Annotated in this window: 13 protein-coding genes and 2 tRNA genes; 11 read left to right on the top strand and 4 right to left on the bottom strand. The window is 69.3% G+C overall.

The window, feature by feature from the left end:
- Nucleotides 1–72 precede the first annotated feature (72 nt).
- The 9 genes from ACFSOX_RS13210 to ACFSOX_RS13170 all read left to right on the top strand — a co-directional run bounded on the left by ACFSOX_RS13210 (nt 73) and on the right by ACFSOX_RS13170 (nt 10,100).
- The gene (locus ACFSOX_RS13210) at nt 73–1,347 is read left to right on the top strand and encodes an ATP-binding protein (RefSeq protein ID WP_378478276.1); all 1,275 of its coding nucleotides are present in this window, start codon (nt 73–75) and stop codon (nt 1,345–1,347) included.
- Nucleotides 1,344–1,748, top strand: coding sequence for a response regulator (locus ACFSOX_RS13205; protein ID WP_378478275.1), 405 nt, complete (start codon nt 1,344–1,346; stop codon nt 1,746–1,748). Before ACFSOX_RS13210 ends, ACFSOX_RS13205 begins: the two co-directional genes overlap by 4 nt.
- A gap of 371 nt (nt 1,749–2,119) precedes the next feature.
- A tRNA-Leu gene (locus tag ACFSOX_RS13200) sits at nt 2,120–2,204 on the top strand.
- An 87-nt stretch (nt 2,205–2,291) separates the two neighbouring features.
- The gene (gene tig, locus ACFSOX_RS13195) at nt 2,292–3,647 is read left to right on the top strand and encodes a trigger factor (protein ID WP_378478274.1); all 1,356 of its coding nucleotides are present in this window, start codon (nt 2,292–2,294) and stop codon (nt 3,645–3,647) included.
- Nucleotides 3,648–3,983: 336 nt separating this feature from the next.
- Nucleotides 3,984–4,610 carry an ATP-dependent Clp endopeptidase proteolytic subunit ClpP gene (gene clpP / locus ACFSOX_RS13190; RefSeq protein WP_378478273.1) on the top strand — a complete coding sequence of 209 codons (627 nt, stop codon included), beginning with the start codon at nt 3,984–3,986 and terminating at the stop codon, nt 4,608–4,610.
- A 534-nt stretch (nt 4,611–5,144) separates the two neighbouring features.
- Nucleotides 5,145–6,413 carry an ATP-dependent Clp protease ATP-binding subunit ClpX gene (gene clpX, locus ACFSOX_RS13185; protein ID WP_378478272.1) on the top strand — a complete coding sequence of 423 codons (1,269 nt, stop codon included), beginning with the start codon at nt 5,145–5,147 and terminating at the stop codon, nt 6,411–6,413.
- Nucleotides 6,414–6,797: 384 nt separating this feature from the next.
- Entirely contained in the window at nt 6,798–9,236 is a 2,439-nt protein-coding gene (lon, locus tag ACFSOX_RS13180) for an endopeptidase La (protein WP_378478271.1), read from the top strand.
- Nucleotides 9,237–9,395: 159 nt separating this feature from the next.
- Nucleotides 9,396–9,471 (top strand) — tRNA-Val (locus ACFSOX_RS13175).
- 305 nt (nt 9,472–9,776) lie between these two features.
- On the top strand, nt 9,777–10,100 hold the full coding sequence (locus tag ACFSOX_RS13170; RefSeq protein WP_378478270.1) for a hypothetical protein: 324 nt from the start codon (nt 9,777–9,779) through the stop codon (nt 10,098–10,100).
- 178 nt (nt 10,101–10,278) lie between these two features.
- On the opposite strand, the gene ACFSOX_RS13165 is transcribed toward ACFSOX_RS13170, so the two are convergent.
- Together ACFSOX_RS13165 and ACFSOX_RS13160 are read right to left on the bottom strand one after the other, a co-directional pair.
- On the bottom strand, nt 10,279–10,551 hold the full coding sequence (locus ACFSOX_RS13165) for a PsiF family protein (RefSeq protein WP_378478330.1): 273 nt from the start codon (nt 10,549–10,551) through the stop codon (nt 10,279–10,281).
- A 164-nt stretch (nt 10,552–10,715) separates the two neighbouring features.
- Nucleotides 10,716–11,687 (bottom strand): FkbM family methyltransferase, encoded by a 972-nt coding sequence (locus ACFSOX_RS13160; protein WP_378478269.1) that lies wholly within the window; start codon nt 11,685–11,687, stop codon nt 10,716–10,718.
- Between the two features lie 501 nt (nt 11,688–12,188).
- Here ACFSOX_RS13160 and ACFSOX_RS13155 point away from each other — a divergent pair.
- Together ACFSOX_RS13155 and ACFSOX_RS13150 are read left to right on the top strand one after the other, a co-directional pair.
- The gene (locus ACFSOX_RS13155) at nt 12,189–13,103 is read left to right on the top strand and encodes an EamA family transporter (RefSeq protein ID WP_378478268.1); all 915 of its coding nucleotides are present in this window, start codon (nt 12,189–12,191) and stop codon (nt 13,101–13,103) included.
- Between the two features lie 70 nt (nt 13,104–13,173).
- The gene (locus ACFSOX_RS13150; RefSeq protein ID WP_378478267.1) at nt 13,174–13,854 is read left to right on the top strand and encodes a glutathione S-transferase family protein; all 681 of its coding nucleotides are present in this window, start codon (nt 13,174–13,176) and stop codon (nt 13,852–13,854) included.
- Between the two features lie 197 nt (nt 13,855–14,051).
- Here the strand turns inward: ACFSOX_RS13150 and ACFSOX_RS13145 are convergent, their stop codons facing one another.
- Entirely contained in the window at nt 14,052–15,089 is a 1,038-nt protein-coding gene (locus ACFSOX_RS13145) for a cysteine synthase A (RefSeq protein WP_378478266.1), read from the bottom strand.
- 17 nt (nt 15,090–15,106) lie between these two features.
- On the bottom strand, nt 15,107–16,561 hold the full coding sequence (locus ACFSOX_RS13140; protein ID WP_378478265.1) for a cryptochrome/photolyase family protein: 1,455 nt from the start codon (nt 16,559–16,561) through the stop codon (nt 15,107–15,109).
- Nucleotides 16,562–16,584 lie beyond the last annotated feature (23 nt).

Here is a 16,584-nt window from a genome sequence, read left to right as displayed (position 1 = left end):
CCGGGGCAATGTCCGGGCGACGTCGGGGGCGACGGTCGTCCGGGGGGTAAATCGGGTTTCGGGAGGCGGTGGATGGCCAGTCTGCAAACACTGTTGGAGACGGGGGAAGCGATCCCGCACGGCGCCTGCATGGGCTGGCGGTCGGAGCTGATCTCGCTGCACGTCGTCTCCGACGTGATCATCGCGGCCTCTTATCTGTCGATTCCCATCGTCCTCGCCGTATTCGTATCGCGGCGGCCGGACATGATGTTCGGCTGGGTCGCCTGGGCCTTCGCCATCTTCCTGGTCGCCTGCGGGCTCGCGCATCTCCTCGACATCTGGACGATGTGGTATCCGCACTTCGCCGCCGAAGGCCTCGCCAAAGCCCTCACCGCCGTCACCTCGCTCGCCACCGCCATCGTTCTCTGGCCGCTCCTCCCGAAGGCCCTGAAGATCCCCTCCGCCGACGAGTTGCGCCACGCCGTCGAAGCCCTCCGCCTGCAAATCCGTGAACGTGATCTCGCCCTCAAGGCGCTCGAGCGCGAGCGCGAGGAGCGCCGCCGCGCCGAGGACATGCTGCGGCAGGCCCAGAAGATGGAGGCGATCGGCCAGCTCACCGCCGGCATCGCCCACGACTTCAACAACCTCATGACCGCCGTGATCGGCAACCTGGAGCGCGCCCGTCGGCTGCTGCCGCAGGACGGCTCCCGCCAGCTCGCCCGGGCGATCCGCGGCGCCGCGCTCGGCGCCGAGCGGGCCGGCGTGCTGACCCACCGGCTCCTCGCCTTCGGCTGCCGCCAGCCGCTCGCCCCCAACGTCATGAACGTCAACGACGTGCTGGAGCACCTCGCCGACACGCTGCGGCGCACGCTCGGCGGCACCATCCGGGTGGTCAGCAACCTCACTTTCGATCTGTGGCCCACCAAGGTCGACGCCGACGCGCTGGAGAGCGCGATCCTCAACCTCGCCGTCAACGCGCGCGACGCGATGCCGGAGGGCGGCAACCTGGTGATCACCACCCGCAACGTCGCCGCCGGCGACGGCCTGATCGCCGAGCTCGGGCTCGCGGCCGGCGACTATATCGAGATCGCCGTCGCCGACACCGGCATCGGCATGAGCGAGGAGGTCGCGAGCCGCGCCTTCGAGCCGTTCTTCACCACCAAGCCGCTCGGCGAGGGGTCGGGCCTCGGCTTGAGCCAGGCCTACGGCTTCGCCGTGCAGTCGGACGGCACGGCGGTGCTCGACAGCACCCCCGGAGAGGGGACGACCGTGAAGCTCTATCTGCCCCGCGCCCAGGTCGCCGCGACGCCGGTCGCGGCCCGCAGCTTCGCCCCCGGACTGCTGACCAACGCCGCGGCGTGTCCATGAGCCAGCACATGAACGGTGGCGGTGTCACGGTCTTGATCGTCGAAGACGAGCCGCTCGTCCTCGACATGATCTCGCAGGAACTGGTGGACCAGGGCTTCGCGGTCCTGGAGGCCGACACGGCCGAGGCGGCGCTGTCGATCATCGAGAGCGGCCAGACCGTCGACGTCCTGTTCACCGACATCCGCCTGCCCGGCGAGATGGACGGCTGGCGGCTCGCCGCGACGGTGCGCGAGCAGAAGCCCGAGCTGCCGGTCATCTACGCGACCGGCTACACGGTCGAGCGCGCCTCCCAGGTGCCCGGGAGCGTGTTCCTCAAGAAGCCCTACCGGCCCTCGGCCATCGCCGAGACGATTCGCAGCCTGATGGGCGGCAACGGCGCCGTCGCCAACGGCCCGAACTGACCGTCGCCCCCCGCAGCGTGACCCGGCGGCCCCATCGGCCGGCAGCGCAGGCTGTTCTGGTTCGATGATGCAATCGTGGCGTGCGCCTTGGTGCGGCGCTCTTGCCGCCGGGCTCCGGGGTCGCGAGCTTCCGCGGTCGATCGTCTCGATCCGGCCTGCCCGGGAGGCCCGGCGGGGCGTCGTCGGACGGTTTCGCCGGTGGCCCGGCCGGTGGCGCCGACCGGCGGAGGCACCCGGGAAGGCCGCCATGCACGGCCCTGCGACCGCCTGCGGCGATCCGGCCGTCCGGTGCCCAATTTTTGTGATGCGCCGGCGGGGGAGCGTGTTATAAGCCCGCCCGCTCGGAGGATCGGCAGGCCGAGCGGCCCCAGGCGGGCGTGGCGGAACTGGTAGACGCGACGGATTTAGGTTCCGTTGACGAAAGTCGTGGGGGTTCAAGTCCCTCCGCCCGCACCACGCCGAGGCTCGCTGCCGCCGGACCGACCGGGCGACCGCGCGTGGCGCGCGACCGCCCCATTGATCACCATACGAGACTGACCCGACATGGATGTGACCCAGACCACCGCCGAAGGGCTGAAGCGCGAATTCCGGGTGGTCGTCCCGGCCGCCGATCTCGAGACCCGGCTGAACGACAGGCTGGTCCGGCTGAAGGACCAGGTCCGCCTGAACGGCTTCCGCCCCGGCAAGGTGCCGGTCGCCCATCTGCGCAAGCTCTACGGCCGCGCCGTCATGGCCGAAGCGATCGAGGAGCTGGTCCGCGAGACCAACGCCAAGATCGTCACCGACAACGGGTTCAAGCTCGCCATGGACCCGCAGGTGAAGATGCCGGAGGACAAGGCCGAGATCGAGGCCGTGGTCGACGGCAAGAACGACCTCGCCTACACGGTGGCGCTCGAGGTCGTCCCGGCGATCGAACTCGCCGACTTCAAGGGCGTCTCGCTTGAGCGCCTGGTCGTCGAGGTCGGGGCGGAGGAGATCCAGGAGGCGCTCAAGCGTCTCGCCGACGGGAACAAGCCGTACACGGCGAAGCCCGAAGGGGCCGCCGGCGAGACCGGCGACCGGCTCACCATCTCGTTCGTCGGCCGCATCGACGGCGCGCCCTTCGAGGGCGGCACCGGCGAGGACATCCAGCTCGTCATCGGATCCGGCCAGTTCATCCCGGGCTTCGAGGAGCAGCTGCTCGGCGCCAAGGCGGGCGACACCCGCACCGTCGCGGTGACGTTCCCGGAGAACTACCTGGCCGAGAAGCTGGCCGGCAAGGCGGCCGAGTTCGACGTCACGGTCAAGAGCGTCGAGGCGCCCGGCGAGGTGGCGATCGACGACGACTTCGCCAAGAAGCTCGGCCTCGAGTCGCTCGCCAAGCTCGAAGAGGCGATCGCCGAGCGGATCAAGGCCGACTACACGGCGCAGAGCCGCCAGAAGCTCAAGCGCCAGCTTCTCGACAAGCTCGACGAGCTGCACAAGTTCGACCCCCCGCCGACCCTCGTCGAGGAAGAGTTCAAGGCGGTGTGGGAGACGGTCCTGTCCGACCTCAAGACCCAGAATCGCACCTTCGCGGACGAAGGGACCGACGAGGAGAAGGCGCGGGCCGAGTATCGCGCCATCGCCGACCGGCGCGTCCGCCTCGGCCTGGTGCTGGCCGAGATCGGCGAGAAGAACGCCATCAGGGTCACGGACGAGGAGATCTCGCGCGCCATCGTCGAGCGCGCCCGCCAGTATCCGGGCCAGGAGCAGCAGGTGTGGGACTTCTACCGGAAGAACCCCGGCGCGCTCGCCTCGGTCCGGGCGCCGATCTTCGAGGAGAAGGTCGTCGACTTCATCCTCGAGCTCGCCACCGTCACGGACCGCACCGTGCCGAAGGACGAGCTGTTCAAGGACGACGAGCAGACTGCGGCCTGATCCCGCCGGCGGCCGGCTCGCGCGGGCCGGCCCCATTCGTGTCTCGACCGACATCAGGGCCGGGGCGTCTCGGGCCGTGTCGTCGCCGAGCGCCCTCGGTCCCGGTCCGACACGGCCGGCCGGCGGCTCCGGCCGCTCGGGGCCACCCGTCCGCCACCGGCGTCGAAGCGCTGCCCCCCGCGCCGCGAATCCCGTAAAGCATGGCTGCCGACGGAGTCTTGTCGCCGGCGCAAGAGGGTATATCTGTGATCAGTGCGGCGCACCCGGCGCACGGTCTCTCGGGCGGGCCGAAGGCGCCGGCCGGCGCCGGCCCGAATCACTCGCAAGGTTGAGCACATGCGCGATCCCGTCGAAACCTACATGAACCTCGTGCCGATGGTGGTCGAGCAGACCAACCGGGGCGAGCGGGCCTACGACATCTTCTCCCGCCTCCTGAAGGAGCGGATCATCTTCGTCACCGGCGTGGTCGAGGACGGGATGGCGACCCTGATCGTCGCCCAGTTGCTCTTCCTGGAGGCGGAGAACCCCAAAAAAGAGATCGCCATGTACATCAACTCGCCGGGCGGCGTGGTGACGGCGGGGCTCGCGATCTACGACACGATGCAGTTCATCCGCCCGGCGGTGTCGACCCTTTGCACCGGCCAGGCCGCCTCGATGGGCTCGCTGCTGCTCGCCGCCGGCCGCAAGGACATGCGGTTCGCCCTGCCGAACGCCCGCATCATGGTCCACCAGCCCTCCGGCGGCTTCCAGGGGCAGGCCTCGGACATCATGATTCACGCCCAGGAGATCCTCAATCTCCGCAAGCGTCTCAACGAGATCTACGTCAAGCACACCGGCCAGCCGTTGAAGAAGATCGAGGAGGCGCTGGAGCGCGACCAGTTCTTCACGGCCGAGGCCGCCAAGGAGTTCGGCCTGATCGACAACGTGATCGAGCGCCGTCCCGAAGAGGCGGACAAGATCTGATCCGGTCGCGGCCGTCCGATGCGGCGGCCGTCCCGACGCCCCGCGGCGCGTCGGGACGATCTCTCCCCCCCGGTCGGGCGAGGCCGACCGGGTTGGGCGGCGCGCTCCGGCAGCCCGGCTCCGGCACCCGGGCTCGGGACGCCGGTCGCCGTCGGTCTTTCGGAGAGCGCCGGACACCCTCGCCGGGGCGACGGGCCGGGCGTGTCCGGGGTGGCGAAGCTCATGGCGTGCCACGATTTTCGCCACGATTCGGCTCCAGGCTTCGAATCTCGGGGGGCGGCGCGACTGGAATGTGTCTTGCATGGAATACCGCCGTCCGGTGGAACAAGGCCCTGGCGGGCGGCGTCGTATCGTTAGTGAAATCTTGATCGACCGGGCCTTAGCGTGCTTCGTTAGGTCTACGGTCAGAACGGTCCCTCGATCCTCTGGCGGAAGGTGACGAGTTTGCTAGGTTCCAGGCACGACGGGTCCTCAATGCTACAATCGCTCCCGTTCGCGTGCGCGCGGCGGCGGCGGACCTGTGGAGAGTGAAGAATGAGCAAGGTTGGCGGAAGCGACTCCAAGAACACGCTGTATTGCTCGTTCTGCGGCAAGAGCCAGCACGAGGTGCGCAAGCTCATCGCCGGACCCACCGTCTTCATCTGCGACGAGTGCGTCGAGCTGTGCATGGACATCATCCGCGAGGAGAACAAGTCCTCGCTGGTGAAGTCGCGTGACGGCATCCCGACCCCGCGCGAGATCCGCAAGGTTCTGGACGACTACGTGATCGGCCAGGATCACGCCAAGAAGGTGCTTTCGGTCGCCGTCCACAACCACTACAAGCGGCTCAACCACCAGACCAAGCACAACGACGTCGAGCTGGCGAAATCCAACATTCTGCTGATCGGGCCGACCGGCTCGGGCAAGACGCTGCTCGCCCAGACGCTCGCCCGCATCCTCGACGTGCCCTTCACGATGGCGGACGCGACGACCCTGACCGAGGCCGGTTATGTCGGCGAGGACGTCGAGAACATCATCCTCAAGCTGCTGCAGGCCGCGGACTACAATGTCGAGCGGGCGCAGCGCGGCATCGTCTACATCGACGAGATCGACAAGATCTCGCGCAAGTCGGACAACCCGTCGATCACCCGCGACGTGTCGGGCGAGGGCGTCCAGCAGGCGCTCCTGAAGATCATGGAAGGCACCGTCGCGTCGGTGCCGCCGCAGGGCGGCCGCAAGCATCCGCAGCAGGAGTTCCTGCAGGTCGACACGACCAACATCCTGTTCGTGTGCGGCGGTGCTTTCGCCGGCCTCGAGAAGATCATCTCGGGCCGTGGCCGCACCACCTCGATCGGCTTCAGCGCCAAGGTGATGGCGCCCGAGGACCGCAAGACCGGCGAGATCTTCCGCGAGGTCGAGCCCGAGGATCTGCTCAAGTACGGGCTCATCCCGGAGTTCGTCGGCCGCCTGCCGGTGGTCGCGACCCTCGAGGATCTCGACGAGGCGGCGCTCAAGCGCATCCTGCTCGAGCCGAAGAACGCGCTCGTCAAGCAGTACCAGCGCCTGTTCGAGATGGAGAACATCGACCTCACGCTCGCCGAGGAGGCGCTCGGCGCCATCGCCCGCAAGGCGATCGAGCGCAAGACCGGCGCCCGTGGCCTGCGCTCGATCATGGAATCGATCCTGCTCGACACCATGTTCGATCTGCCGAGCCTCGAAGGCGTCGAGGAGGTGGTGATCTCCCGCGAGGTGGTAGAGGGCACGGCGCGTCCCCTCTACATCTACGCGGACCGCGCTGCCGGCGACGCCGGCGCGAGCGCCTGACGGACGTCGCGCGGCGCGGCGTCCGCGACGGACGCCGGCGCCGAGTGCCCGCGGTACAGCGCGGACGGGACGATCCGCGACGAGACACGAATTGCACGCCGGCGTGCGGGGAATGCGCCGGCGGGACACCGCCGAAGAGCCGTTTCGGTGGGGGCGAGTCCGGTTCCTTGACACGCCCCCGACGGCTCTCCACCTAAGACAGGCGGACGTCCGATCAGTCGAGTAAGGCGTTCGAGCCGATGCCCGGGCAGGGATCTCGTCCCCGCCGCGGCGCGCAGATCCAGCCGGTTTTGGCTGCGCTCCCTTCCCGGTCCACGACACTCCGTCACGATGCCGCTCGTCGGGTCGTCGCGGAGGGGTTTCCAGAACAACAAGGATCGGATCATGACCACACCTTCGAAGCCGCGCGTGCTGCCCCAGCCCGGAGAGGTCCGGGCCTATCCGGTGCTTCCGCTGCGCGACATCGTGGTTTTCCCGCACATGATCGTGCCGCTCTTCGTGGGGCGCGAAAAGTCGATCCGCGCCCTCGAGGAGGTGATGCGGTCCGACTCGTTCATCCTGCTCGCCACTCAGAAGAACGCCTCCGACGACGACCCGGCCGCCGACGCGATCTACGAGGTCGGCACGCTGGCGAGCGTGCTGCAGCTCCTCAAGCTGCCCGACGGCACCGTGAAGGTGCTGGTCGAGGGCACCGAGCGCGCCCGCGTGATCCGCTACACGGACCGCAGCGACTACTACGAGGCCGAGGCCGAGGTGCTGGTCGACAAGGTCGGCGAGAAGGTCGAGGCGGAGGCGCTGGCCCGCTCGGTGGTGACCGAGTTCGAAGGCTACGTGAAGCTCAACAAGAAGGTGTCGCCCGAGGTCGTCGGCGTCGTCCAGCAGATCGACGACTACGCCAAGCTCGCCGACACGGTCGCGTCGCATCTCGCCGTGAAGATTCCCGACAAGCAGATCATCCTCGAGACCGCGGTCGTGACCGAGCGGCTCGAGAAGGTGCTGAGCCTGATGGAGAGCGAGATCTCCGTCCTGCAGGTGGAGAAGCGCATCCGCACCCGCGTCAAGCGGCAGATGGAGAAGACCCAGCGCGAGTACTACCTCAACGAGCAGATGAAGGCGATCCAGAAGGAGCTGGGCGACGAGGACGGCCGCGACGAGCTCGCCGAGCTCGAGGACAAGATCAAGAAGACCAAGCTCTCGAAGGAGGCGCGCGAGAAGGCGCAGCACGAGCTGAAGAAGCTGCGCCAGATGTCGCCGATGTCCGCCGAGGCGACGGTGGTGCGCAACTATCTCGACTGGCTGCTGTCGATCCCGTGGAACAAGAAGACCAAGGTTCGCAAGGATCTCGGCGCCGCCCAGGAGGTGCTCGACACCGACCACTACGGCCTGGAGAAGGTCAAGGAGCGCATCGTCGAGTATCTGGCCGTGCAGAGCCGCGCCAACAAGCTGACCGGCCCGATCCTCTGCCTCGTCGGCCCGCCCGGCGTCGGCAAGACCTCGCTCGGCAAGTCGATCGCCAAGGCGACCGGCCGCGAGTTCGTGCGCGTGTCGCTCGGCGGCGTGCGTGACGAGGCCGAGATCCGCGGTCACCGGCGCACCTATATCGGCTCGATGCCCGGCAAGATCATCCAGTCGATGCGCAAGGCGAAGTCGTCGAACCCGCTGTTCCTCCTCGACGAGGTGGACAAGATGGGCTCGGACTTCCGCGGCGATCCGTCGTCGGCGCTGCTCGAGGTGCTCGATCCCGAGCAGAACGGCACCTTCAACGACCACTATCTCGAGGTCGACTACGATCTCTCCAACGTGATGTTCATCACCACGGCGAACACGCTGAACATCCCGGCGCCGCTGATGGACCGCATGGAGATCATCCGCATCGCCGGCTACACGGAGGACGAGAAGGTCCAGATCGCGCGACGGCATCTGATCCCGAACGCGCTCTCCAAGCACGGCCTCGACGCCAAGGAGTGGTCGATCGACGACGACGCGCTGTTGCTCCTGATCCGGCGCTACACCCGCGAGGCGGGCGTGCGTAATCTGGAGCGCGAGCTCTCCACGCTCGCCCGCAAGGCCGTCAAGGAGCTGATGACCTCGGACAAGAAGACGGTCGAGGTCACCACGTCCAATCTCGGCGACTATCTCGGCGTGCCGAAGCATCGCCACGGCGAGATCGAGGAGGAGGATCAGGTCGGCGTCGTCACCGGGCTCGCCTGGACGGACGCCGGCGGCGAGCTCCTCACCATCGAGGGCCTGATGATGCCGGGCCGCGGCAAGATGACCGTGACCGGCAACCTGCGCGACGTGATGAAGGAGTCGATCTCGGCGGCGGCCTCCTACGTCCGCTCGCGGGCGATCGCCTTCGGCATCGAGCCGCCCTTGTTCGACAAGCGCGACATCCACGTCCACGTGCCGGAGGGGGCGACCCCGAAGGACGGGCCGTCGGCCGGCGTCGCCATGGTGACGGCCATCATCTCGGTGATGACCGGCATCCCGGTCCGCCGCGACGTCGCCATGACGGGCGAGATCACGCTGCGCGGCCGCGTGCTGCCGATCGGCGGCCTCAAGGAGAAGCTGCTCGCCGCGCTGCGCGGCGGCATCAAGACGGTGCTGATCCCGGAGGAGAACGCCAAGGATCTGGTCGACATTCCCGAGAACGTGAAGAGCGGGCTCGAGATCGTCCCGGTCACCCGGATGGACGAGGTCTTGGCCCGGGCGCTGACCCGCGTCCCGGAGCCGATCGAGTGGGACGACAAGGCCCAGCCCGCGGCCCCGGCGGCGGCCGACGCGACCGCCGAGGACGAGGCGTCGGCGCTGACGGCGCACTGACCCTGCGGCCGGCCGGCGACCCCTCCGGGCCGCGCGCGGGATACGGACAGGCGAGACGACATGAGCGGCGCCCCCGGGCGCCGCTCTGCGTATGGGGCGAGCAACGGACCGGCGACCGCCTTGCGCTCGGCCGGGTTCCGGCGATAAATCGCACCCGAAGGGCGGTTAGCTCAGTCGGTAGAGCGGCACGTTTACACCGTGTAGGTCGGCGGTTCGAGCCCGTCACCGCCCACCAGCGCCAGGCCGGTGCGTAGGATGGGTGGAGCCGCAGGCGATACCCATCGAACGCCGGGCACGGGAGGGATGGGGATCGCCTGCGGCTCCCCCCAACCTACGAACTCCACCCATCCTCCGGGCTGAAGTGCGCCTCGTGCACTATTGTCGTTCGAGCTGCTCCGCCTGCACCGCCCCACCCGTCGAGTCGGGAGGCATCGATCCGCGTCCCGGATCCCTGAAGGAGCCTCCGTAGCACCCCGCCTTGCGGTGGCCGTGGTCCCGGACGAAGGTGCGCGCTTCGCGTGCGGATGTTTTGTTCGGGGAATGACGATGCGTCCGGTCGAGATTTTCTTCGCCGTGCTCGGCGTCGTGGTGCTGTCGGGGGCCGGTTATTTCATCACGCGGCCGGTCGATCCGGTCGTCAACGCCCGCTACAAGTGCGAGACCGCGCTGGAGCGGTTCGTCGGCTTCGACATCGCCAAGGCCGAGGCGGACAAGGCCGACATCAAGGGCAACGCCCACACGGGCCGGGTCGAGATGAGCTTCACCCACAAGGCCGAGCACCATCTGGGCACCTGCGTGTTCCGCAACGGCGAGATGACGATGCTCGACCTCGACGGAAAGCTCCTGGCCGGGCGCCGAGAGTAGCCGATCGACCGCGCGGCGCCGCGACCGTCGCGGCCGGCCCGTCGCGGCCGGCCGACCCGGCCTCCCTCGACGGTGCCCCCCTTGCTTCGGCCAATAGCCGACAGCACGGACCGGCGGCAGTGGGCCGCGCGGTGTCGGCCGGCCCGGCCGGCGTCGAGGTCTTAGCGAGCGTGGATTCTCACTGCCCGACGGCGTCGCCGACGCACTTCTTGGTGAAGCTCGCCTTGGCGGCGCCGGCGAGCTTCTTCTCGGCCGCCGAGGCGTCGCAGGCCGCCTGGGCGTCGGTCTCGCACTTCTTCATGAAGCTGGTCAGGGCGGCGCCGTGCAGCTTCTTCTCGGTCGCCTGCGCCTTGCAGGAGGTCGCGGCGGGCGGCGTCTGGGCGTGGGCCGTGACCGAGACGAGGAGGGCGGTCGCGACGAGGGGCGCGACGAGCGCGGTCGCGGCGATCATGGTCTTCACGAGCGAATCTCCCGGGTTTTCGCGTGCTAGCGCACGCATCACGGGCGGGTAACCCGAGATGATGGCGCGACGACGGCGCGGCGCTCGTCGCGCCGTGTATACGAGGTTGTTCGTGGGCGCCCGGCGAGGGGGGCGTGTCGCGGTGACCCCGCCGGTCAGCGGACCGGCGGCGCGGCGCGCAGCCGCTCGGTCCAGAACGGGCTCTTGGTGACGAACACGTTGTAGCCGACCGCGTGGTTGGTCTTGATGTGGTCGAGGAAGCCGGGCTCGCGCACCTCCTCGAATCGGCCGGTCTTCGGGTCGAGCACGAACTCCCGGCAGCCCGGTTGCGCCAGCACCCAGCGGGTGACGCCGTGGCTGCGGTCGGAGCCGTGCTCCTCGGCCAGGATCACGCTGTCGGCGTCGAGCAGGCGCTGCCCGCCCTTCAGGGCGTCGATCTCCACGCCTTCCACGTCGAGCTTGACGATGAACCGGCCGGACGGGTCGAGGGTGCCGTCGTCGATCAGGCTGTCGAGCGAGACGACCGGCACCTCCTCGCAGAACGCGGCATCGTCCGCGCCGGCGATCGTGAAGGCCTCGTGCTTGTGCCCGGACAGCCTCGCGACTCCGCCCGCCGTGGCGCCGATCGCCTGGTGGCGGACCGTGAAGCGGCCGCCGTTCAGGGCGGCGTTGCGGCGCAGCTTCTCGGCGTTGCGCGACGACGCCTCGATGGCGATCGCCGGGTGCGCCCCGTAGGGCCGGCTGGTCGTCAGTACGGACCACAGGCCGTAGTTCGCGCCGCAGTCGACGAACGTGTAGTCGACGTCGACGACGTTCATCAGGAAGCGCTCGAGCTCGATCTCGTAGACGTAGTTGCGGTCGAGCAGCACGCTCCAGTACGGATCGCCGAACGGAAACGCGAAGCGGGCGTCGTCGTTGAGCTGCACCAGCGTCTCGCGCGGGTCGAGCGCGGGAGCGAGAATCCGGCAGCCGAGCGAGAAGCCGCGATGCGCGAACGGCTCCGTCAGCCGCGCGCCGGCCCGCATGGCGATCGCAGCGAGCCGCTCCTTCAGGGTCGCACCGTCGAGCCGCCCGGTGCGGCGGTCGAAGGTGAGGGGCGTGACGGGCCGCGGGTCGGAAGCTGACATGAAGACGAAGTCTTTCGCTGCGCCTGTTTCTGAGTATTTCTGTCTCGTCATCGACAGAAGACCGGACGTCCCGGCGTATCGATCAGCGTTCATACGCGGGACCGCCGGCGGAGAAAAGTCGCTCGGCTGTCGATCCGGAAGCCTGCCGGCCCCGGTTTAAATTAAAGTAAAATTCGACATGCCGCTGTACATCCGACGGGGCGTCCGAACGGACACGCGCGCCTTCCCAAGTCGTCGACGGCGCCAAGTCATCCCGTTTCCGGTCCCGCCACGGGTCTCGCCCCGGATCTTGCCCCGAATCTTGCCCGCGAGGCGCGCGACGGTGATCACGGTCTCGTGAGGCTGCGTCCGTGGGGCGCGGCGGACCGCCGGGGCGATCCGGCTTGCCCCTGCCGCGGGACCGGCATCTGCGAACGGGCGTGCCGCGGTCCGCGGTCCGGGCGTAGAAAGGGTGCGGGGCGGCGCCCGCCGTGTGGCCGTCGCGGGAACGGATTCTCGAGCATGAACCGTCGTGACATGGCGCTGGCGGCGCTCGCCAACGTGATCTGGGGCTTCACCTACGTCGCCTATCCGATCGCGCTGGAGAGCTTCACGGCCTCGCAGATGGCGGTGCTGCGCTTCGTGCTGGCCGCGTTGCCGGTCGTGCTGGTGCCGCGGCCGGCGCCGTGGGGCACCATCCTGTGGGTCGGGGCGACGCTGCTCACCGGGCAGTTCCTGCTCCTGTTCTTCGCGCTGGCCGCCGGGCTGCCGCCGGGCCTCGCCTCGGTGACGACCCAGATGCACGCCTTCTTCGCCGTGCTGATCGCCGCCGTCGTGCTGCGCGAGTATCCGACCCGCCGCCAGGGGCTCGGGCTCGTCGTCGCCTTCACGGGCCTGATGCTGATCGGCCTGACGGTCGGGACCGACCTGCCGCCGGTCGCGCTGGTGCTCGCGATGGCCGCCGCCATGAGCTGGGCGACCGGCTCGATCCTGTTGCGCAAGACCTCGCGCGACGTCGCGATGGGGCCGCTGATCGTCTGGTGCAGCCTGGTGCCCCCGATCCCGGCCTATCTGGCCTCGCTGCTGCTCGACCACGACGCGTCGCTCTATACGGCCGTCGTCCATGCGAGCCTCGGCAGCCTCGTCGCCGTGGTGTTTCTCGGCACGCTCGCGACGACGCTCGCCTTCGGCATCTGGGGCTACCTGATGCAGCGCCATCCGAGCGCCGCGGTGGCGCCCTTCGCGCTGTTGTCGCCCTGCACCGGCGTCGTCGCCGTCGCGCTGATCTTCGGCGAGCGGTTCGGGCCGCTGCGGGCCGCCGGCATGGCGTGCATTCTCGCCGGCCTGGTCATCGTCGTGTTGCCGTGGCCCCGGGTGGCCGCCCGTGCCCGGGCGGTGCTGCGGCGCGAGTCGGCTTGCCGGCCGCCGCCGCCGTGATCATCCTGTGCCGGCACGTCCGGGCGCGCGCGCTCGGCGTGACTCGCGCCCGGCGCGACAGGAGAGTCGCATGAGCCTGCATCTCGTGATCGGCAACAAGAACTACTCGTCGTGGTCGTTCCGCCCCTGGATCGCCATGACGGTCGCCGGCATCCCGTTCGTCGAGACCGTCGTGTCGCTCGGCGACCCCGACTTCAAGGCGACTGTCGGGGCGCATTCCGGCACCGGCAAGGTGCCGGTGCTGATCGACGGCGACGTGCGTGTCTGGGAATCCCTCGCCATCATCGAATATGTCGCCGACCAGTATCCCGCCGCGCGCCTGTGGCCGGCCGACCGGGTGGCGCGGGCGCATGCGCGAGCGATCGCGACGGAGATGCATGCCGGCTTCGCGGCGCTGCGCAAGGCGCTGCCGATGAATTTCTGGCGCCCGCCGAAGCGGCCCGCTCTGGCCGACGACGTGACACGCGACGTCGTTCGCATCGAGGCGATCTGGCGCGACTGCCGCAAGCGCTTCGGGGCAGGGGGGCCGTTCCTGTTCGGCGCCTTCGGGGCGGCCGACGCCATGTACGCGCCGGTGGTGTCGCGCTTCTTCACCTACGCGATCGCGGTCGGCCCGGAGGCGAGGGCCTACATGGACGCGGTCGCGGCGCTGCCGGCCTGGACCGCCTGGCGCGACGCGGCGCTGCACGAGCCCTGGGTGCTGCCGCAGGACGAGCCCGACTGGCCCGAGGTGCCGCGCCTGCCCGCGTGAAGGAGCGCGCCAGCGTGGTCGTCGGTCGTGACGGATCGGCCCCGTTGCCCTCGTCCCCGCGACGGAGCATGGGACGGACAGCAGGATCGTCGTTCACCTGCGGACGCACCGATGTTCGGGGTGTCCGCGGAAAAGACGCGGTGCGGGGCTGGTCGCGTCGACGTCGGTGGGAGCCCGTCCGGTCGTTCGCTCCCATCTCACGCGTTGATGTAGGGCACCGTGATGCGCGACGGGCGGATCAGCCACTCCGGCACGGGAATGCCCTTGCTGCGCAAGAACTCCGGATTGAACAGCTTCGACTGGTAGCGCGTGCCGGAGTCGCACAGGATCGTCACGATGGTCTTGCCCGGCCCGAGATCCTTGGCGAGCCGGATGGCGCCGGCGATGTTGATGCCGGACGAGCCGCCGAGGCACAGGCCCTCCTGCGCGATCAGGTCGAACAGCAGCGGGATTCCTTCCTCGTCGGGGATCTGATAGGCGAGATCGATCGGCGCATCCTCGAGGTTTTTCGTGATGCGGCCCTGGCCGATGCCCTCGGTGATCGACGAGCCTTCCGACTTCAGCACGCCGGTCGTGTAGTAGGAGAACAGGGCCGCGCCCTTCGGGTCGGCGAGCGCGATCTTCACGTCCTTGTTCTTCGCCTTCAGCGCCATGCCGACGCCGGCGAGCGTGCCGCCGGTGCCGACCGCGCTGACGAAGCCGTCGACCCGGCCGCCCGTCTGCTCCCAGATCTCGGGCCCGGTGGTGCGGATGTGGCCTTCGCGGTTCGCGACGTTGTCGAACTGGTTGGCCCAGATCGCGCCGTTGGGCTCGCTCGCCGCCAGCTCGGCCGCGAGGCGGCCGGAGATCTTCACGTAGTTGTTGGGGTTGGCGTAAGGCACGGCCGGCACCTCGACCAGCTCGGCGCCGAACGTGCGCAGCGCGTCCTTCTTCTCCTGGCTCTGCGTCTCGGGGATCACGATCACGGTGCGGAAGCCGAGCGCGTCGGCCACCATCGCGAGCCCGATGCCGGTGTTGCCGGCCGTGCCCTCGACGATGACGCCGCCGGGCTTCAGCGCGCCGCGCGCGATCGCGTCCTCGATGATGAACAGGGCGGCCCGGTCCTTCACCGACTGGCCGGGATTCATGAACTCGGCTTTTCCGAGAATGGTGCAGCCGGTCAGCTCCGACGCACGCTTCAGCTTGATCAGCGGCGTGTTGCCGATCGCGCGCGTCACGTTGTCCTGAAACGTCATGGTCAAGTCCGCTGGCCTCACGTCTTGATGGTGGCGAGCGCCGCGAGCGCCCGCTCGCGGGCGACTTTATGGTCGACGAGGGGCGCCGGATAGTCCCTTCCGAGCGTCACGCCGGCGGCCGCGAGCTCCAAGGGCGGCGTGTCGAAGGGCCGATGAACATGCTGGGCTCCGAGACGGCGCAGCGCCGGAATCCAGTGCTTCACGTAAGCGCCGTCGGGATCGAATTTTTCTCCCTGCAGGACGGGATTGAAGATGCGGAAATAGGGCGCGGCGTCGGCGCCGGAGCCGGCGACCCACTGCCAGCTCGCCGCGTTGTTGGCCGGATCGGCATCGACGAGCGTGTCCCAGAACCAACGCTCGCCCTCGCGCCAGTCGATCAGGAGGTGCTTCACCAGGAACGAGGCGACCACCATGCGCACCCGGTTGTGCATCCAGCCCGTCGTCCACAATTCACGCATGCCGGCATCGACGATCGGATAGCCGGTTCTTCCGCGCTGCCACGCGTGCAGGGCCGACGCATCGCTGCGCCACGGGAAGGCGTCGAAGCGCGGCTGATGATTCGCGGTCGCCAGGCGCGGATTTTGGGCGAGCAGGTGATAGGCGAACTCGCGCCACACCAGCTCGGCGACGAACTTGTCGACGTCCTGACCGGTGGTGCCGCCGCGCCCGGCCTCGCGGGCATGCCGGGCGGCGTGGAACACCTGGAACGGGCTGATCTCGCCGAAGCGCAGATGTGGCGAGAGGCGCGACGTGCTGGTCCGGTCGGGCCGGTCGCGCAGCGTCGCATAGCCCTTCAGCCCCTCGTCGAGGAAGGCCGTGAGCCGGTCGCCGGCGCCGGCCTCGCCGGGCCTCCAGACGGAGCGGAAGCCGGCTGCCCAGTCGGGCGCGGTCGGCTCGAGATCCCAGTCCTCCAGCCGGTCCGACGGAACGCCGGCGAGGCTCCGCACGGCCTTGGGGGCGGGCAGGGGGAAGCGCGGCTCCGGAAGGGCCAGGAGGGCACGCAGGAATGGCGTGAACACGCCGTAGGGTCCGCCCGTCTTGGTGCGCATCTGCGCGGGCTCGACGAGCAGCGCGGCCTGGAAGGTCGCGACCCCGACGCCACGGGCGGCGAGCACGTCCGCCACGGTGTCGTCGACGGCCGCGGCGGCCGGGTCGTAGCGCCGGTTCCATACCACCTCGGCGGCGCCGACCTCCTCGACCAGCTCCGAGATTCGTTGGGCGGCCGGCCCGCGCCGCAGGACGAGGGGGACGCCACGGGCGCGGAGGTCCGTGGCGAGCGCGCGCAGCGACCCGGCGAGCCACCAGCGCGCCGCGCCGCCGAGCGGGCGAAGGCCCGGCGACTCCTCGTCGAGCACGTAGACGGCGACGATGGGACCGTCACCGCCGGCGGCTGCCGTGAGCGCAGGGTTGTCGGCGAGGCGGAGGTCGTCGCGGAACCAGACGAGGGTCGGCGGAGAGGCGGCAGGCGGCATGCGACGAGTCCGGGCTGTGGTGG

The organism is Rhodoplanes azumiensis, assembly GCF_042682915.1.
Taxonomy (GTDB): domain Bacteria; phylum Pseudomonadota; class Alphaproteobacteria; order Rhizobiales; family Xanthobacteraceae; genus Rhodoplanes; species Rhodoplanes azumiensis.
The sequence above is the reverse complement of the archived record's forward strand: the minus strand, read 5'-3'. Positions and strand labels throughout refer to the sequence as shown.